Annotated in this window: 23 protein-coding genes; 8 read left to right on the top strand and 15 right to left on the bottom strand. The window is 63.1% G+C overall.

All coding sequences use genetic code 11. The annotated features are described in order from the left end of the window. Window positions 1–13: 13 nt before the first annotated feature. From IM701_RS16555 to IM701_RS16545, 3 genes are read left to right on the top strand one after another with little or no spacing between them, the layout of a single operon-like run. On the top strand, window positions 14–643 hold the full coding sequence (locus IM701_RS16555) for a nuclear transport factor 2 family protein (protein WP_039336058.1): 630 nt from the start codon (window positions 14–16) through the stop codon (window positions 641–643). 5 nt (window positions 644–648) lie between these two features. Further along, complete coding sequence (locus IM701_RS16550; protein ID WP_039335991.1) at window positions 649–1,719, top strand: alkene reductase; 1,071 nt, start codon at window positions 649–651, stop codon at window positions 1,717–1,719. A gap of 11 nt (window positions 1,720–1,730) precedes the next feature. Next, window positions 1,731–2,531: an SDR family NAD(P)-dependent oxidoreductase gene (locus IM701_RS16545; RefSeq protein ID WP_039335989.1), complete on the top strand. Its 801-nt coding sequence runs from the start codon at window positions 1,731–1,733 to the stop codon at window positions 2,529–2,531. 58 nt (window positions 2,532–2,589) lie between these two features. Here IM701_RS16545 and IM701_RS16540 read toward each other — a convergent pair whose 3' ends face one another. Next, window positions 2,590–2,781 (bottom strand): hypothetical protein, encoded by a 192-nt coding sequence (locus IM701_RS16540; protein ID WP_062345238.1) that lies wholly within the window; start codon window positions 2,779–2,781, stop codon window positions 2,590–2,592. Between the two features lie 272 nt (window positions 2,782–3,053). Between IM701_RS16540 and IM701_RS16535 the strand changes: the two genes are divergently transcribed. The 4 genes from IM701_RS16535 to IM701_RS16520 all read left to right on the top strand — a co-directional run bounded on the left by IM701_RS16535 (window position 3,054) and on the right by IM701_RS16520 (window position 6,117). Next, entirely contained in the window at window positions 3,054–3,839 is a 786-nt protein-coding gene (locus IM701_RS16535; RefSeq protein WP_193828808.1) for an SDR family NAD(P)-dependent oxidoreductase, read from the top strand. An 11-nt stretch (window positions 3,840–3,850) separates the two neighbouring features. Then, window positions 3,851–5,023 carry an acyl-CoA dehydrogenase family protein gene (locus IM701_RS16530; protein WP_193828807.1) on the top strand — a complete coding sequence of 391 codons (1,173 nt, stop codon included), beginning with the start codon at window positions 3,851–3,853 and terminating at the stop codon, window positions 5,021–5,023. Between the two features lie 78 nt (window positions 5,024–5,101). Beyond that, a complete protein-coding gene (locus tag IM701_RS16525) occupies window positions 5,102–5,593 on the top strand; it encodes an Lrp/AsnC family transcriptional regulator (protein WP_052242557.1) in 492 nt (163 codons plus the stop codon). Next, window positions 5,590–6,117, top strand: a complete 528-nt coding sequence (locus IM701_RS16520) for an Lrp/AsnC family transcriptional regulator (protein ID WP_193828806.1) — start codon at window positions 5,590–5,592, stop codon at window positions 6,115–6,117. Before IM701_RS16525 ends, IM701_RS16520 begins: the two co-directional genes overlap by 4 nt. Window positions 6,118–6,168: 51 nt before the next feature. On the opposite strand, the gene IM701_RS16515 is transcribed toward IM701_RS16520, so the two are convergent. The 7 genes from IM701_RS16515 to IM701_RS16485 form a co-directional block, all read right to left on the bottom strand. Next, window positions 6,169–7,674 carry an amidase gene (locus IM701_RS16515; RefSeq protein WP_193828805.1) on the bottom strand — a complete coding sequence of 502 codons (1,506 nt, stop codon included), beginning with the start codon at window positions 7,672–7,674 and terminating at the stop codon, window positions 6,169–6,171. Then, entirely contained in the window at window positions 7,671–8,744 is a 1,074-nt protein-coding gene (locus tag IM701_RS16510; RefSeq protein WP_230487930.1) for a Rieske 2Fe-2S domain-containing protein, read from the bottom strand. The genes IM701_RS16515 and IM701_RS16510 overlap by 4 nt, the downstream gene beginning before the upstream one ends. A gap of 89 nt (window positions 8,745–8,833) precedes the next feature. Beyond that, window positions 8,834–9,700, bottom strand: a complete 867-nt coding sequence (locus IM701_RS16505) for an amidohydrolase family protein (protein ID WP_062345230.1) — start codon at window positions 9,698–9,700, stop codon at window positions 8,834–8,836. A gap of 4 nt (window positions 9,701–9,704) precedes the next feature. Next, a complete protein-coding gene (locus IM701_RS16500) occupies window positions 9,705–11,408 on the bottom strand; it encodes a class I adenylate-forming enzyme family protein (protein WP_193828804.1) in 1,704 nt (567 codons plus the stop codon). A 145-nt stretch (window positions 11,409–11,553) separates the two neighbouring features. After that, window positions 11,554–12,720 (bottom strand): helix-turn-helix transcriptional regulator, encoded by a 1,167-nt coding sequence (locus IM701_RS16495; RefSeq protein ID WP_193828803.1) that lies wholly within the window; start codon window positions 12,718–12,720, stop codon window positions 11,554–11,556. Window positions 12,721–12,759: 39 nt separating this feature from the next. Continuing rightward, a complete protein-coding gene (locus tag IM701_RS16490) occupies window positions 12,760–13,923 on the bottom strand; it encodes an LLM class flavin-dependent oxidoreductase (protein WP_193828802.1) in 1,164 nt (387 codons plus the stop codon). A 324-nt stretch (window positions 13,924–14,247) separates the two neighbouring features. Then, window positions 14,248–17,712, bottom strand: coding sequence for an acyl-[ACP]--phospholipid O-acyltransferase (locus IM701_RS16485; RefSeq protein WP_230487929.1), 3,465 nt, complete (start codon window positions 17,710–17,712; stop codon window positions 14,248–14,250). Window positions 17,713–17,892: 180 nt separating this feature from the next. Here IM701_RS16485 and IM701_RS16480 point away from each other — a divergent pair, with 180 nt between their 5' ends. Next, window positions 17,893–18,498 (top strand): TetR/AcrR family transcriptional regulator, encoded by a 606-nt coding sequence (locus tag IM701_RS16480; RefSeq protein WP_193828801.1) that lies wholly within the window; start codon window positions 17,893–17,895, stop codon window positions 18,496–18,498. A 215-nt stretch (window positions 18,499–18,713) separates the two neighbouring features. On the opposite strand, the gene IM701_RS16475 is transcribed toward IM701_RS16480, so the two are convergent. From IM701_RS16475 to IM701_RS16445, 7 genes are all read right to left on the bottom strand, one after another. After that, complete coding sequence (locus IM701_RS16475) at window positions 18,714–19,874, bottom strand: M20 aminoacylase family protein (protein ID WP_193828800.1); 1,161 nt, start codon at window positions 19,872–19,874, stop codon at window positions 18,714–18,716. After that, window positions 19,867–20,364 carry an Lrp/AsnC family transcriptional regulator gene (locus IM701_RS16470; RefSeq protein WP_039335969.1) on the bottom strand — a complete coding sequence of 166 codons (498 nt, stop codon included), beginning with the start codon at window positions 20,362–20,364 and terminating at the stop codon, window positions 19,867–19,869. The genes IM701_RS16475 and IM701_RS16470 overlap by 8 nt, the downstream gene beginning before the upstream one ends. Window positions 20,365–20,378: 14 nt before the next feature. Beyond that, window positions 20,379–21,779 carry an aspartate aminotransferase family protein gene (locus IM701_RS16465; RefSeq protein WP_193828799.1) on the bottom strand — a complete coding sequence of 467 codons (1,401 nt, stop codon included), beginning with the start codon at window positions 21,777–21,779 and terminating at the stop codon, window positions 20,379–20,381. A 172-nt stretch (window positions 21,780–21,951) separates the two neighbouring features. Then, window positions 21,952–23,154 carry a DUF1624 domain-containing protein gene (locus IM701_RS16460; protein WP_193828798.1) on the bottom strand — a complete coding sequence of 401 codons (1,203 nt, stop codon included), beginning with the start codon at window positions 23,152–23,154 and terminating at the stop codon, window positions 21,952–21,954. A 50-nt stretch (window positions 23,155–23,204) separates the two neighbouring features. Continuing rightward, a complete protein-coding gene (locus IM701_RS16455; RefSeq protein WP_193828797.1) occupies window positions 23,205–23,819 on the bottom strand; it encodes a hypothetical protein in 615 nt (204 codons plus the stop codon). Next, window positions 23,819–24,559, bottom strand: coding sequence for a HupE/UreJ family protein (locus tag IM701_RS16450; RefSeq protein WP_193828796.1), 741 nt, complete (start codon window positions 24,557–24,559; stop codon window positions 23,819–23,821). Before IM701_RS16450 ends, IM701_RS16455 begins: the two co-directional genes overlap by 1 nt. A gap of 7 nt (window positions 24,560–24,566) precedes the next feature. Beyond that, entirely contained in the window at window positions 24,567–24,950 is a 384-nt protein-coding gene (locus IM701_RS16445) for a hypothetical protein (RefSeq protein WP_062345216.1), read from the bottom strand. Between the last annotated feature and the right edge of the window lie 4 nt (window positions 24,951–24,954).

Raw genomic sequence — 24,954 nt, 5'->3', positions numbered from 1 at the left:
AGGCACGACCATCATGACAGAAGCATCCCTCCTCGCCCGCATCGATCGGCTGGAGTCCCTCGACGCGATCCGCCAGTTGCCTGCCAAGTATTCGCTCGCTCTGGACATGCGCGACGGCGATGCCTGGGTAAACCTATTCCCCGAAGACGTGCGTGTCGGCGGCGGCAAGACCGGACGCAAAGCCCTGCGCGATTGGTTCGACGAAACGCACTCTATGCAGTTCGACGGTACCAGCCACCATATCGGCGGTCACATCATAGACTTCGACGATCCCGATCATGCGCAAGGCGTGGTCTATTCCAAGAACGAGCACGAATGCGGCGCCGAGTGGGTGCTGATGCAGATGATGTACTTCGACCAGTATGAACGCATCGACGGCCGCTGGTACTTCCGCCGCCGCCTGCCGCTCTATTGGTACGCCAGCGACATCAACAAGGCACCGGTGGGTGATCGCAAGATGCGCTGGCCCGGAGTGCCACCCTATCACGGCAGCTTTCATGATCTGTTCCCGAGCTGGAAGACCTACTGGGCCCGACAGGGACAGCCGCACGATGGACCTGTAGAGCCGCCCGCTCCGCTCGAGAAGTTCATCGAGACGATGCGGCGTGGCGCGCCACTGCCCAAGCCTCGCGTGCGGAGCTAAGCGCCATGGCCGATGTATTCTCGCCCGTGAAAATCGGCGATCTTGCCTTGCGCAACCGCGTAGTCATGGCACCGATGACCCGCGACCGCGCCGGACCGTGCGACGAACCTACCGAACTCATGGTCGAATATTACCGCCAGCGCGCCTCGGCCGGGCTGATCGTCACCGAAGGCACTCAGCCGTCGCCAACCGGCAAGGGCTACTGGCGCACGCCAGGCATTCATTCGCCGGAACAGGTCGCCGGCTGGCGCAAGGTGGCCGATGCGGTTCATGCCGAAGGTGGCCTCATTGCGATGCAACTGATGCACGTTGGCCGCGCCGCCGTTCGCGCCAACAAGGACCCGGAGGCAAAAACCGTCGCCCCCAGCGCGATCCCCTGCCCCGATCCGATCCCCGGCCCCGATGGCATCCCCGTCGCCACCGAAATGCCTCGCGCATTGGCAGCGCACGAGATTCCCGGCGTGATCGCCGAATATGTCGCAGCTGCGCGCAACGCCCGCGCCGCCGGCATCGACGCGGTCGAACTGCACTGTGCCTCCGGCTACCTGCCGATGCAGTTCCTCTCGTCCAATTCAAACCAGCGCAGCGACGCCTATGGCGGCAACGCAGAGAGCCGCGTCCGCTTCGTGGTGGAAACCCTCTCCGCAATTGCCGCCGCCATTGGCGCGGGCCGCGTCGGCTTCCGCATCTGCCCAGGCGTTACCTTCAACGGCATGGCCGACGCCGATCCAGCCGAGACCTATACGACCCTGCTGAAGGCTGTGGACGGCATGGGCCTCGCATATTGCCACCTGATCCACATTCCCAATGCCGGGTTCGACAGCCTCGAACTCGTCCGCGCCAACTGGCGGGGCGCGGTGATCGAGAACTGCGGGCTCACGCTCGACAAGGCCAACGCGGTGATTGCGCAAGGCAAGGCCGAGGCCGTTTCATTCGGCTACGCCTATATCGCCAACCCCGATCTGGTGGAGCGCTTCCGTTCCGGCGCCCCGCTCGCGAAGGGGGACCGCGCCACATTCTACACCGGCCACGGCGACGATGCGCGCGGCTACACTGACTACCCGCGCGCGGGTTGAGCGAGGACACCATGAACAGACTTCAAGGCAAACGCGCCGTCGTTACCGGCGGAGCGCAGGGCATCGGCGCAGCCATCGCCCGGCGGCTGGCGGATGAAGGCGCGACGGTCGCCATTCTGGACCTTTCGGCGCAGAAGGCTGGCGCAGTCCTGCCCGCGCCCCATATCGGCGTGGCCTGCGACGTGTCGGACACCGCCTCGGTGGACGCCGCCTTTGCGCAAGTGGCTGACCAGCTTGGCGGGATCGACATTCTCGTCAACAACGCCGGGATCGGAAGCGCGCCGGGCGATGGCATGGCCGAATTCTATGCAGGCCAGGCTGCCCGCGCGGGAGGCGATGAAACTGCCTTTGCCGACCAGACCATCCACTGTGCTGACGAAGGCTGGTCAAAGGTCCTGTCCATCACGCTCGACGGCGCCTTCCGCTGCAGCCGCGCCGCAGTGCGGATGATGGCTTCACAAGGCGCAGGCGGTTCGATCATCAACATCGGCTCAACCGCTGCGCTCGCCGGCAATGGCCCGGTGCCCTATGTCACCGCCAAGGCCGCCGTCCTCGGCATGACACGCGCCATGGCGCGCGAGCTTGCCCCGCGCGGAGTTCGCGTCAACGCGGTCAACCCCGGTGCGACCGAGACTCCGATCTACGCGCCCCTGCCCGAAGAGGTGAAAGCCGCCGTCGCCGCGGATAGCGTAATGAAGCGCCTTGCGCGGCCAGAGGAAGTCGCAGGCGCAGTGGCTTATCTCGCCAGCGAGGATGCCAGCTTTGCCACCGGCAGCACGATAAATGTCAACGGTGGCGCCTGGTTCAGCTAAGCGAGGGCTGCCGACGCCTTCGAACCTGGTCAACGTGCAGCCGCGCCATTGATGAAATTCAGCGATAAGACGCGGATCTTTCGGCGCTATGCGCCACATTTTCCATGACAACGGTTGGCAGGATGACGATGCAGGCCAGGACGTTGATCACGACGGCCAGTTCGAATGCGATCAGTAACCGCTCATCCGCGGCGGTAAAGCCAGTCGGGCCGACCGCCTCGGGGCTCCGCGTCTTTCGCTTCAGGACCATGAGCCACCTACACGATTAGAGACATCAGGAGCGCCATTCTACGCAAGAAGCCATTGGTTTCCAAGGAAGATTTTAACTGACGGGATGCGTCTCGGCTTGTGTCGCCTCCTCTGCATGGTCAAAATTGACCAAAATGCCGCAAAAAGCGGTGGGTTGCGCCTAGAAAGGCCGATATACGAAATTGCAAAGCTGTTATTTTGCGCATTAGGTTGACATTGGCGTGGCAACAGGTGCATTTGCGTTGAGATCAAGGAATCGGGAGAAGCAAAGCAATGGCTCATGACATGACCGGCCAGGTGGCCGTGGTCACCGGCGGTAGTGACGGCATTGGCCTTGCAACCGCCAAGCTGCTGGCAGCGCGCGGGGCCACGGTCGTGATCTGCGCCCGCCGCGAGGACAAGCTTGAAGCGGCCCGGGCCGAGATCGCGCAAGTCGGGAAGGTCGAAGCAGTCCGTCTCGACGTTTCCGATGATGCCGCCTTTACTGCGGTGATCGAAGACGTCGCCGCGCGGCATGGACGGCTCGACATGCTGGTGAACAACGCCATGTCGGTCCACTATGCGCCGATTTCAAAGCTGACGCTGGAACACTGGCGCAAGGATTTCGCAGTCAATGCCGATGCCGTGTTCGTCGGCACCAAGGCGGCAATGGCGGTGATGGCGAAGCAGGATATTGATGGTCGCCAGCGCGGCTCTATCGTCAACATCGCCTCCACCTGCGGGATCAAGGCGTTGGCCAACATGGCAAGCTATTCGGCCTCGAAGGCCGCACTGGTCCACTTCACCGCAGCTGCGGCGATGGAAGGTGCCCCGCTCGGCATCCGGATCAACGCCATCGTGCCGGGGCAGGTGCAGACCGCCGCGACGCAGGACTATGAAAGCCGCGCGCCTGATTTTGCGGCCGCAACCACCCGCGCCATCCCGATGCAGCGCGGCGGCGAACCCGACGAACTGGCCGAGGCGATCGTGTTCATGCTCTCCAGCGCAGCCAGCTACATCACCGGCACTGCCCTGCCCGTCGATGGCGGCAAAGCCGCACAGCTCTACATGCCGGGTTGAGGCGCAGCGACATGAAGCTTGGATTTTCCGCCGCCGACGAAGACTTCCGCGCCGAATGCGCCGAGTGGCTGCAGGGCCAGATGGCAGGCGAATTCCGCGATATCAGGGGCGTGACCCAGCTTACCGCCATGCCCGAACGGCGGCGCGAATGGGAGCAGCAGCTCGGCGAACACCGCTGGGGCTGCATCGGCTGGCCGACGCAATGGGGCGGGCGCGATGCTACGCTGGCGCAGCAGGTGATCTTCGCCGAGGAATATGCCCGGGCCGGGGTTCCGGGACGCATCAACCACATCGGAGTGGAGCTTGCCGGCCCCACCATCCTCACATTCGGGACCGACGAGCAGAAGCGCCGCTTTCTTCCGGATATCGCCGCCGGCAAGACCATCTTCTGCCAGGGCTTTTCCGAACCAAATGCCGGGTCGGACCTTGGCAGCGTGCGCACCAAGGGGCGCCTGGAAGATGGCGAATGGATCGTGGATGGCCAGAAGATATGGACCAGCCTCGCCCATATCTCCGACTGGATCTTCGTCGTCACCCGCACCCAAGAAGGATCGCAAGGGCCAAAGGGCCTGACCTTCCTGATGATGCCGCTGGATCAGCCGGGCATCGAGGTCCGTCCAATCCGCCAGATCAATGGCGATGCCGAGTTCAACGAGACCTTCTTCACCGAAGCGCGCTGCCCTGCCGACAGCCTGATCGGCGCACCAGGAGATGGCTGGAAGATCGCCATGGGCCTGCTTGCGTTCGAGCGTGGCGTGTCCACGCTTGGCCAGCAGATGGGCTTCCGCAACGAACTGGACGAAATCATCGCCGCGGCCAAGGCCACCGGCAAGGACCGCGATCCGGTAATCCGCCAGCGCATCGCCAGCGCCGAAATCGGCCTGCGGCTGATGCGCTACGGCGCGCTGCGGATGCTTTCGAACAGCGATCATTCCAGCATCGACGGCGCTGCCCTCACCTATAAGATCCAGTGGGCATCATGGCGCCGCCGCCTTGGCGAACTGGCGATGGACGTACTGGGCCAGGCGGGCGAAGTGGCCGCCGGCGGATCTTACGAATGGGACGTCCTGCCCAACCTGTTCCTGTTCAGCCGCGCCGACACGATCTACGGCGGCACCAACCAGATCCAGCGCAACCTGATTGCCGAACGCGGCCTTGGTCTTCCTCGCGAACCGCGCGGCTGATCGCCACGGCCCGCCCGCTTGCCCTTGCCCCGCTGCGTAGCGCGCTCTAGGCTACCTTACGCAAACGGGGGGAACGCCTTGTCTGAAGAAAAGCCGACACGCCGCGCCAAAGGTGCAACGCTTGACGATATCGACCTGCGCATCATCGAAGTGCTGCAGCGAGATGGACGCGCGCAATCCACGGTGATCGGCGAGGAACTGGGGCTGACCGGTAATCTGGTAGCGAACCGCATCCGGGCGATGGATGCCGCCGGGCTGATGCGCGTCGTTGCCCTGGCGGACTTTCGCGTCCACGGCTATCGTCTGCTTGCCCGCATCCGCCTTCAGGTGAGCGGCCGCGCCCCGCTCGAGGTTGCGCATGAACTGGCACAGCGCGAACATGTGCTGTCAGTACACCTTACCTCGGGCCGTTACCCGGTCAGCTGCCTCTATGCCTTCCACGCCGCGCGCGAGATGATCGAGGCCGCGCGCGACGTTTCGGCCGGGATCGCAGGCGTTGAGGACGTCGACGTCGAACTGCTTAACACCGTCTACCGCTACAACACCGCCGTTGGCCCCATCGCCGCATGATCGACCAGTTCCCGCAGACCGACGAGCTAGACCGACAGATCGCCGAAGCCTTGGCCGACGATGCGCGTCTTTCTTTCCGCAAGATTGCCGCAGACCTCGGCGTCACCGAAGGGACGGTGCGCGGGCGGGTCAAGCGGCTGCAGACCGCGGGGCTGCTCAAGCTCGTCCCCATCGTCGATATCGCGCGCGGACTGGACGCTACCAACGCCGGCCAACATATGATGTTCGTGACGGTGAAATGCGCCAGCGGCAAGCTCGATGCCGTGCGCGAAGGCCTGCTCGCCCTGCCCGAGGTCCGCGCGCTCTACGACGCCAACGCCGCGCTGCGGCTGATCGCCATCTGCGTCCTGCCCAGCCTTGAAGACGCAGCTGCCGTCACCAACCGGGTGCTGGCGCTGGAAGGCATCCGCGAAGCCGAAACCGAGCTGGTTCTCCAGACGGTAAAATACAATGCCGCCATCGGACCCATCGCCACAGTGGAGGACTTGCGCGGAATGGATGCGAGTGCCGAAGACCAGCCTTGATTCTTCGTCCCCCGGCCTTGACCTGGGGGGTCAGAAAAATGGCTTACATCTTCAGACCTTCGCTCGCCGCCCTGCCCACGGCGCGGCGCGTTCCACCTGCCCAGCCAGCTGGAAGAGCAACCCTTCTTCGCCAAAGCGGCCAGTTACCATGATGCCGATAGGCAGCCCATCTTGCGACATTGCCAGTGGCAGTGACATGCTCGGCTGCCCGGTGCCGTTATAGATGCCGGTAAACGCGGTGAACGTGCCGACCTCGCGGCCCCAGTCCATCATCGAACGGCCGGTATCCAGGCCGATCCGGCCCAGCGGCAGCGGCGGCGCCGATAGCGTAGGCGAAAGAATCACGTCCCAGCGTTCCATGAACTGCGCGATCGTCACGGCAGCCGCCTGGTAGGCGTTGTTCCCGCGCGCAAAGTCCATGCCGGTGTAGCTCTTGCCCATCGCCACGAAATCGAGCGTCGTGCGCTCCAGCACGTCGGGGCCCAGTTCAATGCCCAGCGCCTTGGCCCGGTCCACGCAATCGGCAGCGACCGACGACGCCATCAGCGCAAAGCTGCTCGCCCCGATCGCCGCCATGTCGATCTTCGGCGCTGCCTCCTCGACATGGTGGCCAAGGCTTTCGAGCAGCCTGGCTGCCGCCTTCGTGGCCTCCACCACTTGCGGATCGACCGGCGCGCCAGAATACGGGCTGAGCATCAGCGCGATGCGTAACTTGCCCGGATCGCGCCCGACCTCCCGAAGGAACGGCCGTTCCGGCGTCGGTGCGCTATAGCGCGAGCCCGGCTCCACCCCGTGCGTCGCATCAAGGATCGCGGCGGAATCGCGCACCGTGCGGCTGACTGCGTGGTGGACCGACATGCCGCCCCAGCCTTCGGTCCTGAGCGGCCCCATCGGCACCCGGCCGCGCGAGGGCTTGAGGCCGAACAGCCCGCAGGCCGAAGCCGGAATGCGGATAGAACCGCCGCCGTCGGTGGCGTGCGCCGCCGGAATCACACCCGCCGCCACCGCTGCCGCCGCGCCGCCCGACGATCCGCCCGCGATCCGCTCCCGATTCCAGGGATTGCGCGTCGGCCCCGTGAGCACGCTTTCGGTCGTGCCGGTCAGGCCGAACTCGGGCGTGGTCGTCTTGCCGAAAATCACGAATCCGGCGCGCTCGATGCGGCGCACCAGTTCGGAGGTCACGCTGGCGCGCTGGCCCTTGTAGAGGCGGCTGCCGTTCTCGGTGACTTCGCCGGCAATATAAGTGTTGAGGTCTTTCAGCAGCCACGGCACCCCGCTGAACGGCCCTTGCGGCAGGCCTGCCGCAATCGCCTTGCGCGCGTAGTCGTAGTGCTTCTGCGCCATGAAGTTCAGCTGCGGGTTCAGGGCCTCGGCCCGCGCAATCGCCGCTTCGAGCAGCTCGCTGGCCGAAACCTTGCGCATTCTCACCAGCTCGGCAAGCCCGAGAGAATCGTGGGTATCGAGGACGTCGTTCATCGCGTGCGCATTCCCCGGCAGGCCGGCGGTTGCGGCAAGCGCAATTCCGCCGGCAAGGGCTTCCCGTCTGGTCGTCTTCACTTCACGTAGTACCGCGAATAGTACTTGCGGAATTGCGCGATCGGGCCGTCGCCTTCGCAGATCAGGGCATTGGGCTCAAACTTCTGGCGATCCCAGATCACCTTGTCCTGATCGAACTGCTTGCAGATGTCGCGGATGATGGCGCGGGCAACGCCGGCCCGCTCACCCTCGGCTTGAGCCCGGGGCTGGGTAAAGCAGAAGCGCACGTGGACATGGTCCAGTTCGACCGGGGTGATGCAGGCCACCAGCAGCGTCTCGGAAATGCCGGTAAAGCGCGTCCAGCTTTGCCCCGGACCCATTGTGTCATAGCTGATCTGGCCGTCGACCTCGCCCCACGGCGTGCCCATCTTGGCCTTGACGTCGGCCCCGCGGCCCCATTCGCCCCAGCGCAGATCGCCCAGCGGCACGTTGGCGGTGCCGTGGATGTACTTGAAGTGGGCCACGTCCACGCCGTTCTCGGCCATGTTCTGGATCGAACCGTAGACGTTCCATTCGTAGATGTCGTAGTCGGTCCACTCAGGATCGGTTGCCTCGGGCAGGTGGACCACGTCGAAAAGCGGCGCGGCGTCCTCGGGATGATACCACACCCAGATCCAGCGGTTCGCCTCGGTGACATGCCAGGTCCGCGTACACTTGCGCTTCACCTGCGGCGGGATCGACTTCGAATAGGGGATTTCCTTCACGGTCCCCTCTTCCCCGTCATAGCGCCATGCATGGAACGGGCACTCGAGCAGGTTGCCATGAACCTTGCCGCCATGGCCCATGTGCGCGCCGAGATGCTTGCAGTAGGCATCGAGGACGCGGACCTTGCCGTCCTCGCCACGCCACATCGCCAGGTCCTGCGAAAAATAGCGCAGCGGCTTAACCTCCCCCACGGCAAGGTTTGCCGAAAGGTCGATGGGATACCAGCCGAGCGGGAAGCCGATGTCGAGATTGCGTTCTGCCACCGAAGCACGGCCCGGTACCGGCGCGGTGCGCCAGTCGGTCAGGTCCTTGCCTTTCAGCTTCTCGAGGATCTGCCACACCGCCACTGGAGCGGTGCGGGCATCTGTTGCCACTGGATCCGCCATGGTTTCACTCCTGAATTGCCGGGGCGGGGGTTGTCTCCGCATGCCGGCGATCACTGGGGGGAGCAGACTTCCCGGCTCCCTGGGATTGCTTAGAGCCCGAACACCTTCATCGCGTTTTCGCGCAGGAACTTGGGCCACACCTCGTCCTTGAATGGCACGTTCTGCATGTCGGACATGATGCGATCGAGGCTGAGGCCCATCGGGAAGTAGCCGGCGTAGATCACCTTGTCGGCGCCACGCGTGTTGGCATAGTCGATGATCGCCTTGGGGTAGTGCTTGGGCGCAAAGGCGCTGGTCGAATAATAGAGGTTCGGCCATTTCAGCATCAGCTTCACCGCCAGCGCCTCCCACGGCTCGGCCCCGTGGCGCATGACCACCTTCAGTTCGGGGAAGAACCAGCAGACCTCGTCGAGGTGCTCGACCTTCTGCGTCTCCATCGGGATGCGCGGGCCGGGAATGCCGACGTTCAACAGGATCGGCAGGCCCAGTTCCTCGCACGCGGAATAGATCGGCCACATATACTTGTGGTTGATCGCCACCTGCGGGAGCGTGCCCGAGGGGAACACCGAGACGGCGGAGAGGCCGACTTCGGCGTGGATGCGCTTGATCCGGCGGACTTCCTCGGTGCCGTTGTTCGGGTTGACCGGCAGGTCGAAGAAGAAGCGGTCGGGGTAGAGCTCCTTGGCGCGGTACGAGGTTTCGTTCTCGTTCCAGCCGACGAGCGCCTTCTCGACGTTGTGCTTGTCCATCTGCGCCACGGTCCAGGCGAGGTAATCGTCCTGCTTGCCCGACTGCGGAATGTCCTTGAACATGTATTGCGCGGGCATGGCGAACTGGCCCAGCGTCTGCTTGTCCTTGATCAGCGGGCGGAACGGCGCGAACCACTCGGCGCGGTCCTCGGCATCGGGAATGCCGAGCATGCAGTCGATGATGCCGATGTTGGTGGGCATGGCCATTTCGTTATTCTCCAGAGAGTTCCGGCCACAGCTTGCGCAAGGCGATCTTGTCGACCTTGCCCAGCGCATTGCGCGGCAGTGGCGTGGTAGTGACGGCGACCCGGGTGGGCGCCTTGTAGCGGGCAAGGCGGCTGGCGACCCATGCGATCACCCCTGCCTCGTCTATGTTCGGCGCGATGACCACGGCGACCAGCCGCTCGCCCAGCCGCTCGTCAGGCAGGCCGAAGGCAGCGCACTCGGTCAGGCCGGGGATCGTGCCCAGCACGCGCTCGACCTCGGCGCAGTAGATGTTCTCGCCGCCCGAGATGACCATGTCCTTCTTGCGGTCGACGATGAAGACATAGCCATCGCTATCGACCATCCCGACATCGCCGGTGCGCAGCCAGCCGTCCTCGGTCAGCACGGCAGCGGTCTCCTCCGGGCGGTTCCAGTAGCCCTGCATGACCTGCGCGCCGCGCACCACGATCTCGCCGGTCTCACCTTCGCCCAGCACCTGCCCGTCCGGCCCTTCGATGCGCACTTCCACCATGGCGAGCTTGCGCCCGGCCGCCGCCGGTCGCGCCATGAACTCCGGCCCCACAGCCTGCGCGATCGCGCCCGAGCACTCGGTCATGCCATAGCCGGTGCCGATCTGCGCATGCGGGCACAGCGCGTGGACTTCCTCGACGAGGTTGACCGGCAGCGCCTGTCCGCCACAGCCGATGTTGCGCAAGGATGAAAGGCTGGTCCCGTCGATCCGCGCGCGGTGGAGGATGTCCCACAGCATCGTCGGCACGGCGCTGAACATGCTGATCTGTTCAGCAGCAATCAGCCGCGCCGCTTCCTCGGCATCCCAGCGGCGCATGATCACCACCTTGCCCCCGCCCAGGAACGGCGAAAGGAAGCCCGAGCCGAGCCCCGAAACGTGGAACAGCGGATAGACCAGCAGCGAGGCCTGCTGCGGCATCTGCGCAATCAGCGCCTCGGGCGTGGTGCCCATCTGCGCCGCCATGTTTCCCAGCACGATCATGCCCGACATCTGCGTCGACATCAGCCCGGTGATGACATTACGATGCGAAAGCACCGCGCCCTTGACCCGGCCCGTGGTGCCCGAGGTGAACAGGATCGCGCAGGGGTCGGTAGCCTTTGCCACACTGGCATCAGGACTGGTATCGGCAGTGCGGCGCGCCAGCTCGTCGGCGTTGAATGGCTTGGTCAGGTCGAGCACCCGGCCCTTGAACCCGGCCTCGCGGATCGCGGCAGTGCGCTCGCTGTCGGCCAGCACCACTGCCGGGTCGACATCTTCGAGCATCGCCAGCACTTCCGGACCGGAGCCACGGCTGTTGACCAGTACCGCCACCCCGCCCGCCTTCATCACGGCAAGGAACGCCACTAGCCATTCGGCGCGGTTGCGCATGGCAATGGCCACGCGGTCCCCGCGGGCGATGTGCAGGATCGGCACCAGCTGGTCGCGCCAGGAAAATACCTGATCGTAGGACATGCGCCGTTCGGCGCCCGCACTGTCGAAATCGACCACGCAAGTGCGGTCTCCAAACCGACGCGCGGATTCGATCAGAAGGTTGAGATCGGGCGGCGCGGCAACGAACTGGCGCAAGCCGTCACGCTCGCCGATCTCGAACGGCGATCCCGGCCCGGTCACGGGCGCCAGCACGGCATCGGGAGAGGCGACCACCTGCGGGCGAGTGTTATCGCGCAACATGTCGGACATCGCTCTCCCAAACCTCGTATCGCCTTGCCTGTCTCCTATGTATCGCGCAATTTGCGTATTTCAAGCGTCTTTTATTTGCGCATATGCCTTTCAAGCCCACACATAAGAGCCGCCCCGCGCAAACTGGCGGAATTGCGCGAGTCGCCTATCCGCCGATGGAGGCCAGCAGCGCGACTAGCTGCGCCTGGCGATGCACCCCGGTCTTGGCAAAGACCGATCGCAGCTGCACTTTCGCCGTGTTGTGGGCGATTCCCAGTCGCCGCGCCGCCTCGACCAGGCTCAGCCCCTCGCCCAGCACTGCGGCGAGACGCGCCTCGGCCATGGTCAGGCCAAGCAGGTCGCGCAGCACCTGAGGATCATTGCCGTTCTCCAGGCCCTTTTCCGGCCCCGCCTGCCGGTGCGGGCGGGCAAGGAACAGCGCCAGCGCCCCGGCCCCGCCGTGGATCGCGTTCAGCTCTACCGGCCGCGCCGTTACCACCAGATCGCCCCGCCCTGGCCGCTCGATGCGGAAGCGGGTAAGTCCGCGCTCGCCCCCTTGCGCCAGCAGCTCGCCCACCAGCTTGTGCTGCGCCGCATCGGCAAGGACCAGCTCGTCGCCCCTCCGGCGCAAGCCTTCGTCCTCTGCCAACAGCGCCTCGGCCAAGGCGTTGCTGCTGACGATGCGCCGGTTGCGATCCAGCACCAGCAGCGCAAGGCCCAGTCCTTGCGCGGTGGCGTGGAACATGCCGTGTTCGGCCCCGGCGAACTGCAGCTTCTCGAACAGCGAAACGGCAATACGCAAATGCTGCGCCAGCGCCTGCAGCCGCGCCCGCTCCTCCCGCGTGAAATCGGGCAGCGAATTGTGCCGGCTGACGCGGAAGCGCGCTTCATAGCGGCCCTCGTCCGGCCGCCCTCCCCTGCTTCCGGCCGAATGGCCGCCGCCAAAGTGCAGGTCGATCCCCAGCACCTGGTCGAACCCGCTGCTCGCCATCGCCTGGCGATAGGTAGCAAATGCGCTGTCCGGAAGCTGCGCCATGAACTCCGCATAGGATGTCACCACCCCGTCGCTCAGTCCCTGGAACGGGTCCTCGGCAAACAGCGTCTCGGTATAGGCGGCATCGAACTCCGCATCCGATCCCGGCGTGAGAAACGTCGCGGGCTGGCGCTTGCCGGGCGCGGTGATGATCAGCGTGGCAAAGCTCGCCTGCATCCACCGCGCCAGCGCTTCCAGAAACCCGCGCCACGGCTCCGCCTCCCCGTCCCCCACCGGGCCAACCCCGGCATAAAGCCGGGCCAGCAGATCCGAAAACCCTTCATCGACAGCGCCGCCCATCTACACAGCATAGGCGGCGCGCGCGCGGACTGACAGGGCTTATTCCGCCGCTTCCATCTCTCCCGCTTCGGCCACTTCGAGCGCCCTGAAGTGCGGGATCACCTTTTCGCCGATGTTGCGGATGGTTTCCATGATCACCTCGTGCGGGATGCCGCCCATCTGGAAGATGAAGAGGATCTCATTGGCGCCGGCGTCCTTCAGCCGCTGGACATAGCGGATGCAATCGTCGGGCGTGCCATAGGCGTCCTGCGCCACGGTGTAGTTGGAAAGGTGCTCGTCCCCCACCGGGATCGCCTCTTCGGACAGGTAGGCGATGGTCGCCTGCTTGCCCTGCTCCAGCACCTTGGCGTGATCCTCGGCGTCGAGGTCCTCGTCGACGGAGGGCTTGGCTCCGCCTTGATACCAGTAGGCGATGGACTCGGCGAAGAAGCGCTGGCCGCGCAGGCCGATCTTGCGCGCCTTCTCGCGGTCATCCAGCACGGTCGCGGCGCAGAGCGCGGCAAGGTGTTCGGTCGGGCGGAAGCCCACCTGATCCTCGGCCTTGCGGGTGCGGAAAGCCTCGCGATAGATCGCGTTCTTCTTGGCAATCTCGTCCGGCCCGGAAAAGCCCAGCACCAGCGCGCCGATGCCGCGGCTGCCGGCCGCCACCAGCGTGTTCTCGCGCGTGCAGGCCATGTACATCGGCGGATGAGGGTCCTGCCACGGGCTCGGGTGGATCGGACGCTTGGGGATCTTGATGTAGGTGCCGTCGTGCTCGATCTCGTCCTGCACCATGATCTTGGGGATCAGGTACATCGATTCATCGATCATCGGCTGCAGTTCGTTCAGGTCATAACCGAAGGTCCCGGCCTCCTGCTGCGTGCCGCCCTTGCCCACGCCGAAGTGCAGGCGCCCTTTCGAAAGAATGTCGAGCGTGGCGATGCGCTCGGCCACCTTGACCGGATGGTTCATCGCCGGCGGTAGGCAGACAACGCCGTGCCCGATGTGGATGCGGCTCGTCGCCCCGGCGATGAACGCCAGCACCGTCTCGGGAGCAGACATGTGCGCGTACTGCGTCAGCGCGGTATGCTCAACGCACCAGATGCAGTCGAAGCCCATCTCCTCGGCGAACTTGGCCTGCTCGACGATCTGGAGGAACACCGCGCGCTCGTTTTCGCGACTGGCATCCACCATCTGCGCTTCATAGATGATCGAGAATTTCATGGGGCATCTCTCCGGGCAGCCCGCGGCTCTTTGGCCTGTTCCTGGGCGTGTTGACGTTCCGGACCGAAAACTATCGCACCTGACACCATCGCGCATAACCCAATAGGGTTAGGCAGTTTTGCGCTTCCAAGTTTCCCTGCTGGATAGGCCCTGCCCTAGGCGTCCGCCGGATCGCACCAAAATAAAGGGCGGCGATGCAACCCGCGGATGTGCAGTCGCAGCACTGATACAGTTGCGCTGAGCTGGCCGGAGTGCCCCGCAACAGCGCAGCACTCCCTGCACCGGCCTCAAGCACATGAAATTCGGCCGACATACGCCTTGCGATCAGGCGTCGTCCGCGGTCGCGAATCCTTCTGTCATATCGTCCGGCTCGTTCGCCACAGGGTTACCAGGCACAAGCAGGGCCATGTCGCTCATGGTAACGTAGTCGAGCTTGCCGGTCCCCAGCACGGGCAGTGCTTCCACCACACGGATGTCACGTGGCACCATCAGTTCGGTCACGCCATTGGCCTTGGCCCAGCCTTGCAGCGCCTTGTGCTCTGCCGCAGTTGCAGTGGTGAAGAGCACGAGTTGTTCACCCTTCTTCGGATCTGGCCGGGTCACAACGGCATGGTCGAAACCGGGCCAGCACCTGGCTGCGTAGCCCTCGACGGCAGGGAGCGAGACCATCTCGCCGCCGATCTTGGCGAAACGCTTGGCCCGGCCACGAATGGTTATGAAGCCTGCCTCGTCAATGGTGACGATATCGCCGGTATCGTGCCAGCCTTCCAGTGGCGGCTGGAGCTTGCCCGGATCGGAGGCGAGATAGTATCCCGCCATGACGTTGGGGCCGCGAATGTAAAGGCGTCCGCCTTCCTCGATCCCGGGCACGGTTTCCAGGCGGGTTTCGATTGCGGGCAAGGCGCGGCCGACACTGCCCGCCATGAAATGCATCGGCGTGTTGACCGCGATGACAGGCGCCGCCTCAGTCGCGCCATAGCCCTCGAAGATGCGCAGGCCGAACTTGTCGGCATAGGTCCTTCGCGTCTCGTCACGCACTTTCTCGGCCCCGGCAAAGATATAGCGCAGTGAATAGAAATCGTAGCTATGGGCCATGCGGGCATAGCCTGACAGAAAGGTATCGGTGCCGAACATGATGGTGGCATTGGCGTCATAAGCCAGCGCCGGCACGATGCGATAGTGCAGCGGGCTGGGATAGAGGACCACCCGGATCCCGCTCAACAGAGGCAGCAACGTGCCCCCGGTCAGGCCGAAGGAGTGGAACACTGGCAGCGCATTCAGCACGATGTCCGAGGCGTTGAAATCGATGCGGGCAGCAAGCTGTCCGCAGTTCGACAGGAGGTTGCGGTGCGTCAGCACGACGCCTTTCGGTACGCCCTCCGAGCCGCTTGTGAAGAGAATGACCGCAGGTGCATCGGGCGAGATTCCCAACTTGAGATGCCGGTGTTCGGCACTGCTCGCACCCAGCAGGGCGCGCAGCTTTTCGAATGTCTTGATGGTTGCGCCGATGTCTTCGAGCCACACGATGCGCAGCCCGTCAGCCTCGAGCGCTGCAACCATGTCATGCAATTTGGCCTGATCGACAAAGGCACGGGCGGTGACAACAGTACGGATGGCCGCGGTGGCACATGCCGAACGCATGTTGGCCGCGCCGACGGTGAAATTGAGCATGGCCGGAACGCGACCAGTAGCTTGCAATGCGAAGAAGGCTGCTATCGCGCCATTCACATTGGGCATCAGCAGGCCAACCGCCTCGCCCAGCGCCGTATCGCGGGCCAGTCGTTTGCCGAGAAGGGTAGTTGCGGCGAAGAGCTTGTCGTAGCTCATCGGTTCGCGCTTCACGTCCTCCACGACAAGTGCCTTGCCGCCATGGATGGCGCGAGCCTCGGCCAGAGCGCTGAACAAGGTGCGATCGGTGTCCGAGGTCGCGAACATCATCGCGCTCATCTCGTCGTAAAGCCGTCGTCCAGCAATCGCGCGACGCTGGCGCGCGGTCATTTCTCCTTCGATGGCGAAGTGGCGCGGCGGCAGGACCGTAAGCGTGATCTTCGGAAACCAACGCAGGCGCACCTTGCCCTGCATCCTCGAGAACCGCGTATATTGTGGTCCGTCGAGGCGCACCGGAATGATTGGCGCTTCGGCCTTGTCGGCAACCATGCCAGGGCCATCGAACACTTTCATCAGCGCGCCGGTGCGGGTGATCCGACCCTCCGGAAAGATCACCAGGGTTCGTCCCTCCTTCACCGCCTTGACCATGGCCTTGGCCGCCATCGGGTTGGTGGGATCGACCGGAAAGGCCCGGAACAGCTTCAGGAAAGGCTTGATCCAGACCGATCGCGCTATCTGGGTATTGACCGCGAAAGTGGGCTTTCCGGGCAGAAATGCCCCCAGCAACACCCCATCAAGGAAGCTCACGTGGTTTACGACCACTACAGCACGTTCGCCCGCCCGGGGCATGTGTTCCATGCCAGAAACCTCCACGCGATAGAGTACGCGCAAGGTGAGACGGATCACGTCCTTGAACAGCGTCTCTGGCAGCAGCCAGACAGAGGCAAGCGCGACGAACAACGTGGCAAAGCCGAGAGCGCCGATCAGACCAGGTATGTCCACACCGGCGGCCAGCAAGCCCGTGATGGCAAGCACCGCGAGTACCGTGAGTCCGGCATTCACGACATTGTTGGCAGCGATGATCTGCGAGCGCTTGTCCTCGGGGCTGGCTACCTGAAGGATGGCATAGAGCGGAACGATGAACATTCCGCCGGAGACTGCGATCACTGCAAGATCAAAAAGAATATGCCAGGCGCCCGGCGTGCCGAGGAATTGCGGCACCGATGCTCCGGCGGTCCGCACCTCAAACCCGCTTGTGGCGATCCACAGATCGATCAGACCCGCGGCAAGGACAAGGGCCGAGATCGGCACGTAGCGGGCCGAGACCTCACCCTTCAGCAAACGATTCACGATCAGGGAGCCGACCGCAATGGCAACCGAGAAAACCACCAGAAACAGCGTCGCCACTTCCTGCCGTGCCGCCAGCGTACCCGAGACGAGCGGCGCGAACTCGCTCACCAGGACCGCGCCCGCAGCGAAGAACCAACTGATCCCGAGAATCGAAAGCCACACACCGCGACCTTCACGGGCTGTGGCGAGAATGGCCCGGGTTCCACGCCACAGGTTGCGATCGATCGCGTGCCCGTTGCCGCTTGGCGGGGCAGCGGGCACGGCAAGGCTCATCACAAAGCCAAGCAGCGCAAATCCAAAGGCGGCAAGCCCCGCTTCCCAAGGAGGGATGACGCCCGCCAGCAACTGTCCGCCAAGAATTGCAAGGAAAGTGCCTCCTTCGATCAATCCGGTGCCGCCCATCACTTCGCCAGCATGAAGGTGCTGGGGCAGGATCGAATACTTGACCGGCCCGAACAGCGTCGAGTGCACTCCCATGAGGAACAGGCTGACAAGGAGCAGTGGAAGGGACAGGTACCAGAAGCCCGCCAGGGCTATGGCCATGATTGCCACTTCGGCAGCCTTGATCCAACGGATGAGGCGTGCCTTGTCGATCGCATCGGCAAGCTGTCCGGCGAGCGAGGAGAACAGGAAGTAGGGCAGGATGAACAGGCCCGTAGCCACTGCTGCCAGCAACTTTGCCTTTTCGGGATCGGTCGAAAGGATGCCGAAATTGGCGAGGAACAGCAGCGCGAACTTCAGGAGGTTGTCGTTGAAGGCGCCGAGGAACTGGACCGAGAAGATCGGGCCGAAGCGGCGCTTGGCAAGCAGGCTGAAATCGGGGGCGGACATCTGGAACCCTTTGCAATTCAAAGCTGCCATTACCGGAACAAGTGTTCCGGTCGGGTTAAGGGCAGAAAGCCAGGCCAATCCAGACCCTCTCCCCTTCACGACTCGCAGGACTAGCCGACAATTATACATTGTTCAATTAAAATAATGGACAGTGTTCAATTTATGCCTTAGCCATACGCCATGGGACGCAGATCGGATCATAGCCGCGACGAGTTGCGCGAAATCATCGTTGCCGCTGGCCATAGGCACATGGAGGAAGTGGGATTTGCACACTTCTCGGCGCGCGAAGTAGCCAAACGCATCGGCTATTCGATCGGCACGATCTACAACGTCTTCGGCAGCTACGACGCCCTGATCCTTGCCATCAACGGGCGAACCTTGGCGCTGTGGCGCGACCACCTTCGGCGGCGTCTGGCAGCCGTGGGAGAACCGAGCCCGCCTCACGAAAGGCTCGCGGCAGCTATTACGGCCTATTTCGAATTTGCAACAGGCCACCGACACGCTTGGGCGGCGATCTATGATTTCCGGCTGCCGGAAGACTGCACGCCTCCTCCAGAATACCAAGCCGAAGTGCGCGCTATTTTCGACGTCGTCGTTCAGGAAGTGCGCGCCGCATTGACTCCCGACAGGAAGGATCTGGCGGAACACCTCACGCGCTCGCTGCTGGCGACTGTCCATGGACATTGCGTCTTTGCCATGAACGGAACCTTCACGATACTTGCCGAGCCATCGCCGGTCGATGCGGCCCTGCAACGTGTGAAGGACGCGGTCGGGATCACTCCTTGAACCGATACCCGTGACCGAGAGGCGGATGCAGAAACTGCAACCATGAAGTAGCCGTTCGCATTTGCCAAAGAATGAAAGCTACCGCATATGCGAACTGCCTTTCAGGCATCCTCTCCCAAACTTTTCAAGGCTGGCCTTCGGGTCGGCCTTTTTTTTGGCTCGAATGCCATTTCGACAGATCCTGGCACAGCGGCACTTCCGAAGCGCGCGTTGACTTACTTCAGCCAGTGCCGCGCCAGTGCCACATGCAACCGGACGCCGGTTTCAAGCACGTTATCGTTGAAATCATACTGCGGATTATGGAGCGGAGCACCATGGGTGTGGCTGCCTTGCCCCAGCCAGATATACGCTCCGGGGCGCTGTTGCAGCATGAAGGAGAAGTCTTCCGAGGTCGGGGCAGGTTCGGGAGCAAGCTCCGCCGTTCCCAAGGTAGCAGCCACTTCGAGCACATCGGCGGCAGCTTGGGGATCGTTGATCGTGGCTGGATAGTAGCGGTCGTAATCCAGCATGCATTCAACCTCGAACGACGTCGCAATGCCTTTCAGTATTGCGCGCATCCGCTCCTCGATCCGATCCTGAACGACCGGGTCGAATGTGCGGACAGTACCGCCGACCATGACTTCTGCCGGTGTGACGTTGTGCGCGTGGCCGCCGTGAATTTGCGTAATTGAAAGGACGGCTGACGCATAAGGCGGCACGGCGCGACTGACGATGGTGTTGAGTTGCTGGACAAGGCTGGCCGCAGCAAGGATCGCATCAGGACTGTCCTGCGGTATCGCTGCGTGTCCGCCCTTGCCGGTCAGCGTGATCCGGAACTTGTCTGCCGCGCCCATGATTGCGCCGGGGCGCGTGCTGATCGTCCCGGCAGGAAGACCGGGCCAGTTGTGCAAGGCATAGACCCGATCGCAAGGAAAGCGGTCAAACAGCCCTTCCTCGATCATCACTCGCGCGCCGCCAAGCCCTTCCTCGGCAGGTTGGAAGATGAGGTGGAGCGTACCGGCAAAATCGGGATCGGCAGCCAGAACCCGGGCAGCGCCCAACAGCATGGCGACATGGCCGTCATGCCCGCAGCCGTGGAAGGAGCCGGGCGTCTTGCTGGCCCAGGGCAAGTTGGTCATTTCCTGAATCGGCAGGGCGTCCATGTCTGCCCGCAGGCCAAGTGTGCGCGATCCTTCGCGCCTGCCCTTCAGGACCCCGACAACTCCGGTCGTGCCGATGCCTTCATGCACTTCGATGCCAAGTGCGCGCAGCTCATCAGCAATGCGGCCTGCTGTCCGCTGCTCGCAAAACCCGAGTTCCGGATTGGCATGGATATCCCGACGCAGTGCGACGAGATCATTCAAAAGATCCGCTTGCAACTGAACCTGGTCAGCCATGCGTCTGTCCAAACAGGTTCTGGATCGGGAGTCTGTGCTTGATGAAGGGTGATTTGATCACGATGTAGCTGAAGTACTTCTCGATGCCGTAATCACTTTCGAGCATGCCTTCCATGATCGATTGATAGTGTGAAACACCGCGCGCCACGAACTTGAGCAGATAATCATAGCCGCCTGAAACGAGGTGGCATTCGACGATCTCGTCGAGCTTGGCAATGCGGCTTTCGAAACGGCTGAAATCGCCCTGGCGATGTTCGCTGAGCGTGACTTCGGTAAATACCGTGAGGTATTCACCCAGCTTGCTGAAATTCACGTGTGCGCCATAGCCCGTGATATATCCGGCCTTTTCCAGGCGCTTGACCCGCGTCAGGCAGGGGCTCGGCGAAAGGCCGACCGCATCGGCCAGTTCCACGTTGGTGATCCGGCCCTCCTGCTGGAGCTTGGCAAGGATCTTGAGGTCTATCCTGTCGAGCTTGGGTCCGGGCAGCATGGTTTGTTCCCCCGTCAGGCGTCTTGCAGCGCGACGACCGCGCGAATGTCGGGCTGCTCAAGCAGTTGGTCAAGCGACCGTTCTACCCGTTCGAAGATCATATCCATTTCGTCGAGCGAGCAGCATAGCGCCGGTGCAAAACCAATGACTGCATTGGCAAAACAGCGCACGATCACCCCATTGCCATAGGTCAGTTTCGACAGCCTTCCGCCAATGTCGAGCGATGGATCGAAAATTGCCTTCGTCGCCTTGTTCGGGGTCAGTTCGATCGCACCTAACATCCCGCGATAGCGTACGTCGCCAACCAGTGGATGTGACCTGATCCGTTCCATGTGTTGCGCGAACCGCTCACCCGTCACGCGGCCATTTTCCAGCAGGCCGCCCTCACGATAAAGGCGCAGCACTTCCAGGCCCACCGCAGCGGCCACGGGGTGGCCAGAATACGTCTGGCCATGGCCGATCGGCAGCGCGGCAGGCGCTGCGTCGGCGATGGTCTGGTAGACGTGGTCGGCCATGAACATGGCGCCCATCGGTATGTATCCAGACGTCAAGCCCTTGGCCGTGGTCATGAAATCTGGAGAGACATCTTCATCCAGACAGGCAAACAACGGCCCGGTGCGGCCAAAGCCGGTGATGACCTCGTCCACCACCATCAGGATGCCAAGTCGGGTACATGCTTCGCGAAGAGCCTTGAGCCAGCCCTTCGGGGGCACGATCACCCCGCCCGAACCCTGGATCGGTTCGCAGCAAAATGCCGCCACGTTGTCCGCCCCGAGTTCTGCCACCTTGGCCTCAAGCGCTGCGACTGTGGAAGCGATCACGGCCGCGTCATCGTCCCCTTGAGGATGACGATACTGATATGGCGAGGCGATATGGTGCTGCCATGGCCGTGGCAGATCGAAATTGCGGTGGAAGTTGCCCAGCGCGGTTAGCCCGGCGCCAAGGCTACTAGATCCATGATATCCCCATTCCAGCGCGATGAAATGTTTCTTGTCGGGCTTCCCGGCGGCATTCCAGTAATGGACGATGTAGCGGATCGCGCTGTCCACCGCGTCAGAGCCGCCCTGGGTGAAGAACACATGGTCCAAGCCATCGGGCGCGGCGGCAGTCAATTCCCCCGCAAGGCGGATGGCCGGTTCACTGGCAAAATGGAAATAGCCCGTGGCATAAGGCAGGCGGCGCATCTGCTCTGCCGCAACCTCGACGATCGAATCCTGACCATAGCCGACATTGACGCACCACAACCCGGCAAAGGCATCGAGCAACTGGTTGCCGTCCGCATCGGTCAACCACATGCCCTTGCCGGTTTCCAGCACGATGGCGCCATGCTGCTCGTGCCCCCTGAACGACGTGACCGAGTGGATCAGATGATCGCGGTCGATATCGATGAGGGAACGGTTTGTTGGGTTGGTCATCGCGTTTCGTCCATTCCGTAGCATTCGCTGAAGGCTATGTCAGCGCCCCAAGCGGGTTTCGCCGAATGAGCAAGCAAATGATTATCGGCGTCCTTTTGACATGAAGGCGCGCGGCATATTCTGCCGCACGCCTCCTTTGCCCCGGCCTTGCAGGCCCGGCATGTCGCAAAGCTCAGAAGTACTTGAGCCAGGTGATGTCACGGCGGCGGCGCTTCAGGCGCGCATACCAGACCGTCGGCAGATAGAGCGGCACGATCATCGCCAAGAACCACAGCAGCACCCAGTTGTAGTTGTCGAACATGTAGGCCGTGCCGTTGTTCGGACCCCAGATGGCAAGAGCACTGTGGTAGAGGATGCGAAGAACCGTGAGGTGCAGCAGATAGAAGAACATCGGTGCGCCGCCGAAGATCGCCAATGCCGCGACCAGGCGCGAGTCATTGATCTTCTCGAACAGCACGAGCAGCAGTGCCCCGCCCCCCAGCGTCGGCAGCAGGAACAGCAGCGACGGCGGATACTTCGTCATCGAGATGAAGCTGATGACCGTGCGAACCGGATCGCCTTCGACCACGAACCACGGCTTGTCGCCATAGACGTTGAGCAGGCGCAGCAGCACAAACGCGGCGATCATGCCGAAGCCCAGCATGAGCAGGCGCTTTTGCCGGACTGCGGGCGCGACCTCTCCGGTGAACCAGGGCCCGATGCCGAAGCCGAGCAGGATCACGCCGAGCCATGCGAGGATCGGATAGGTTGTCTTGGCCACGAAGCCGAGCGGCAAGTCGAACGCGTCACGCTGGTGCAGCAGGGCCCAGACCGGGAACAGGGCATCGTCCTTGGTCATCACGATCGGATCAAGCAGGTTGTGGAAGCATACGATGCCAAGGCCCAGCGCAATGATCGCCGGCCGTGGCAGGCGCATGAAGGCCGCCAGCAGGATCATGCATATGCCGATTGCCCAGATCACCTGAAGCCAGAACGTCGGCTGCGGCACGATCCCCCAATAGAGCGGCGAGAGATAGACCAGCTCGATCACGATCAGCAGAAGGCCACGCTTGAGAAGGTATTCAGTGGTCTCCTCAACCGTGTGATTGACGCTGAAAAGGTAGACGCCAAGCCCGGTCAGCGCGACGAAGATCGGCGCACAGAAGCTCACCGCGAACCGGGCAAAACCGACGGCAGGGATGATGGTCAGTGCATTGATCGGGTCGGTCACCGGATAGTTGACGAACCACGTCTCACGCAGGTGATCGAGCAGCATCAGCACCATCACGAAACCGCGCAGCGCGTCGATATTGGCCAGACGGGCATGGGCCGTGGCCTTTGTCCCTCCTGCTGCAAGATTTATGCCCCCGGGAGGCAATGTCATACTGGTGGCCATGATCCCTGCCCTCTTTCCTTCTTGAATACCTTGCCCTGCCGCATCTTGCATCAGCCCTCTGGCAGGAACAGATCCTTGTAGAAGCCGGTGGTCCTTACCGTGACCGTGACCGGCGTTTCGCCCTTGTTGCGGAAGTACCAGCCATGCGTGCCGTCGAACGGCGCGGTAAAGCTGCCCTTGCCGCCGGTCATCTGCTTCTCTTCCCAATAGCTGGTGAACTCGCCCTCGGCGGCGTTGATCTTTTCGCCATGCATATCGGCCTTCACCGGTCCGCCCTTGGCCGACCATTCGAAGACATAGCTTTGCCCAGCCTGCATGTGGGCTTTCACTTCCTGTCCACTGTGCGGCGCAAGCGTCAGCGTCATTTCGTCGCTGCGCATGTCGCCCTCGCGGACGATCGCGGCCTTGGTTGGGGTCGCCGGCCCAGAAACACGAGACTCGACCGGAGCCTCAGCCGGGGCGGGTGTCGCCTCCTCGCCGCCCGCCCCCATGCCGACGATTCCGGTCAGCCGACCAACGCCGGTCGGGTCGATGCCGTATTCCGCCGGCATCACGAACAGAACCAATATGGCAGCTGCAGCCAGCAATGCCCCGCCGGTTGCCTTGGCAAGCGTCGATGGCGGAACCTGGATCGAATTCACCGGATTTGCGATATCGGTCTGCATCACATCGCTCCAGTCGAGCCTTGCGTGAAAAAGCCGGTGAGCTGGAAGCCCACCAGCACGAAGCCCGCGCACATCAGCGCGGCATTGGCGGCAATGGCACTGCGGCGAAAGCTGCTGGTGGACCGCCACAGGTTCACCGCGATCAGGATTGCTCCGAGTGCGGTGAACTGGCCCAGCTCAACGCCGATGTTGAAGCTGATCAGGTTCGGCACAAGCCCATCGGCGGAGAGGGTCAGGTCCTGCAGCTTCGTGGCGAGGCCGAAGCCGTGGAAAAACCCGAAGATCAGCACTGCCGCCTTGGGATTGGGCGCCCGCCCGAACAGTGTCCGGAACCCGTCGAGGTTGTCCAGCGCCTTGTAGACCACCGAAAGCCCGATGATCGCATCGACGATGTAGGGGTTGGCGCGGATGTCGAACAGGACGCCCAGCAGCAGCGTGCTGCTGTGGCCGATGGCAAACAGCGTCACATAAGTGCCCACGTCCTTCAGCCGGTAGAGGAAGAAGATAACGCCGACCAGGAACAGCAAGTGATCGTATCCCGTCACCATATGCTTGGCGCCGAGGTACATGTAGGGGCCGATGGCCATCCCCGATGCGCCTTCTATGAAGGCACGGTCGTCCTCGCCCACGCCATGGGCATGCGCTGCCGACTTCAGGGCAAGAACGATGAAGAGGGCGATGGCCCACCCGGCCCATCGCAGCAGTCCTTGCGGAAGCGAAAGGGCAGTCGGGCGGACCATCACTGCTTCACTTTACCGTGAAGGAAGCGAGCGTCTTGGCTCCGCTGCCCTTGGCCGTGAGTGCGACCACCACCTTGGCACCAGCCGGGATCTTGAGCCCCGGTGCCGACATGCGGTTGCCGGCTTGCGCCGCAAGCGGCGTTTCCGCCTTGGCCCCCGCTGCCGTGACAATCAACTTGCCCGAAAAGCCCGTGGCCGCCAGCGGCTCGTCCTCTTCGGTGATGTAGATATCGACGCCCTTGGGTGCGCGGACCAGTTCGACAACGGTCTCACCGACCATTGTCACAACCCCGCCATGCAGCGGCTTCATGGAACCGTGGGCCTTGGCGGATACCGCGAAAGCGATCAGCGAAAGCCCGGCAAGGGCGGCGGTGATTCTTTTCATGTTCATTGCA

The sequence above is a fragment of the Novosphingobium sp. ES2-1 genome (assembly GCF_015169775.1).
GTDB lineage: Bacteria > Pseudomonadota > Alphaproteobacteria > Sphingomonadales > Sphingomonadaceae > Novosphingobium > Novosphingobium subterraneum.
The sequence above is the reverse complement of the archived record's forward strand: the minus strand, read 5'-3'. Positions and strand labels throughout refer to the sequence as shown.

What these genes read in the sequence shown, in the direction of transcription:
- IM701_RS16555 (WP_039336058.1), top strand. Translation starts at nt 14, where the DNA reads ATGACAGAAGCATCCCTCCTCGCCCGCATCGATCGGCTGGAGTCCCTC.
- IM701_RS16550 (WP_039335991.1), top strand. Translation starts at nt 649, where the DNA reads ATGGCCGATGTATTCTCGCCCGTGAAAATCGGCGATCTTGCCTTGCGC.
- IM701_RS16545 (WP_039335989.1), top strand. Translation starts at nt 1,731, where the DNA reads ATGAACAGACTTCAAGGCAAACGCGCCGTCGTTACCGGCGGAGCGCAG.
- IM701_RS16540 (WP_062345238.1), bottom strand. Translation starts at nt 2,781, where the DNA reads ATGGTCCTGAAGCGAAAGACGCGGAGCCCCGAGGCGGTCGGCCCGACT.
- IM701_RS16535 (WP_193828808.1), top strand. Translation starts at nt 3,054, where the DNA reads ATGGCTCATGACATGACCGGCCAGGTGGCCGTGGTCACCGGCGGTAGT.
- IM701_RS16530 (WP_193828807.1), top strand. Translation starts at nt 3,851, where the DNA reads ATGAAGCTTGGATTTTCCGCCGCCGACGAAGACTTCCGCGCCGAATGC.
- IM701_RS16520 (WP_193828806.1), top strand. Translation starts at nt 5,590, where the DNA reads ATGATCGACCAGTTCCCGCAGACCGACGAGCTAGACCGACAGATCGCC.
- IM701_RS16510 (WP_230487930.1), bottom strand. Translation starts at nt 8,744, where the DNA reads ATGGCGGATCCAGTGGCAACAGATGCCCGCACCGCTCCAGTGGCGGTG.
- IM701_RS16505 (WP_062345230.1), bottom strand. Translation starts at nt 9,700, where the DNA reads ATGGCCATGCCCACCAACATCGGCATCATCGACTGCATGCTCGGCATT.
- IM701_RS16500 (WP_193828804.1), bottom strand. Translation starts at nt 11,408, where the DNA reads ATGTCCGACATGTTGCGCGATAACACTCGCCCGCAGGTGGTCGCCTCT.
- IM701_RS16495 (WP_193828803.1), bottom strand. Translation starts at nt 12,720, where the DNA reads ATGGGCGGCGCTGTCGATGAAGGGTTTTCGGATCTGCTGGCCCGGCTT.
- IM701_RS16490 (WP_193828802.1), bottom strand. Translation starts at nt 13,923, where the DNA reads ATGAAATTCTCGATCATCTATGAAGCGCAGATGGTGGATGCCAGTCGC.
- IM701_RS16485 (WP_230487929.1), bottom strand. Translation starts at nt 17,712, where the DNA reads ATGTCCGCCCCCGATTTCAGCCTGCTTGCCAAGCGCCGCTTCGGCCCG.
- IM701_RS16480 (WP_193828801.1), top strand. Translation starts at nt 17,893, where the DNA reads ATGGGACGCAGATCGGATCATAGCCGCGACGAGTTGCGCGAAATCATC.
- IM701_RS16475 (WP_193828800.1), bottom strand. Translation starts at nt 19,874, where the DNA reads ATGGCTGACCAGGTTCAGTTGCAAGCGGATCTTTTGAATGATCTCGTC.
- IM701_RS16470 (WP_039335969.1), bottom strand. Translation starts at nt 20,364, where the DNA reads ATGCTGCCCGGACCCAAGCTCGACAGGATAGACCTCAAGATCCTTGCC.
- IM701_RS16465 (WP_193828799.1), bottom strand. Translation starts at nt 21,779, where the DNA reads ATGACCAACCCAACAAACCGTTCCCTCATCGATATCGACCGCGATCAT.
- IM701_RS16460 (WP_193828798.1), bottom strand. Translation starts at nt 23,154, where the DNA reads ATGGCCACCAGTATGACATTGCCTCCCGGGGGCATAAATCTTGCAGCA.
- IM701_RS16455 (WP_193828797.1), bottom strand. Translation starts at nt 23,819, where the DNA reads ATGCAGACCGATATCGCAAATCCGGTGAATTCGATCCAGGTTCCGCCA.
- IM701_RS16450 (WP_193828796.1), bottom strand. Translation starts at nt 24,559, where the DNA reads ATGGTCCGCCCGACTGCCCTTTCGCTTCCGCAAGGACTGCTGCGATGG.
- IM701_RS16445 (WP_062345216.1), bottom strand. Translation starts at nt 24,950, where the DNA reads ATGAACATGAAAAGAATCACCGCCGCCCTTGCCGGGCTTTCGCTGATC.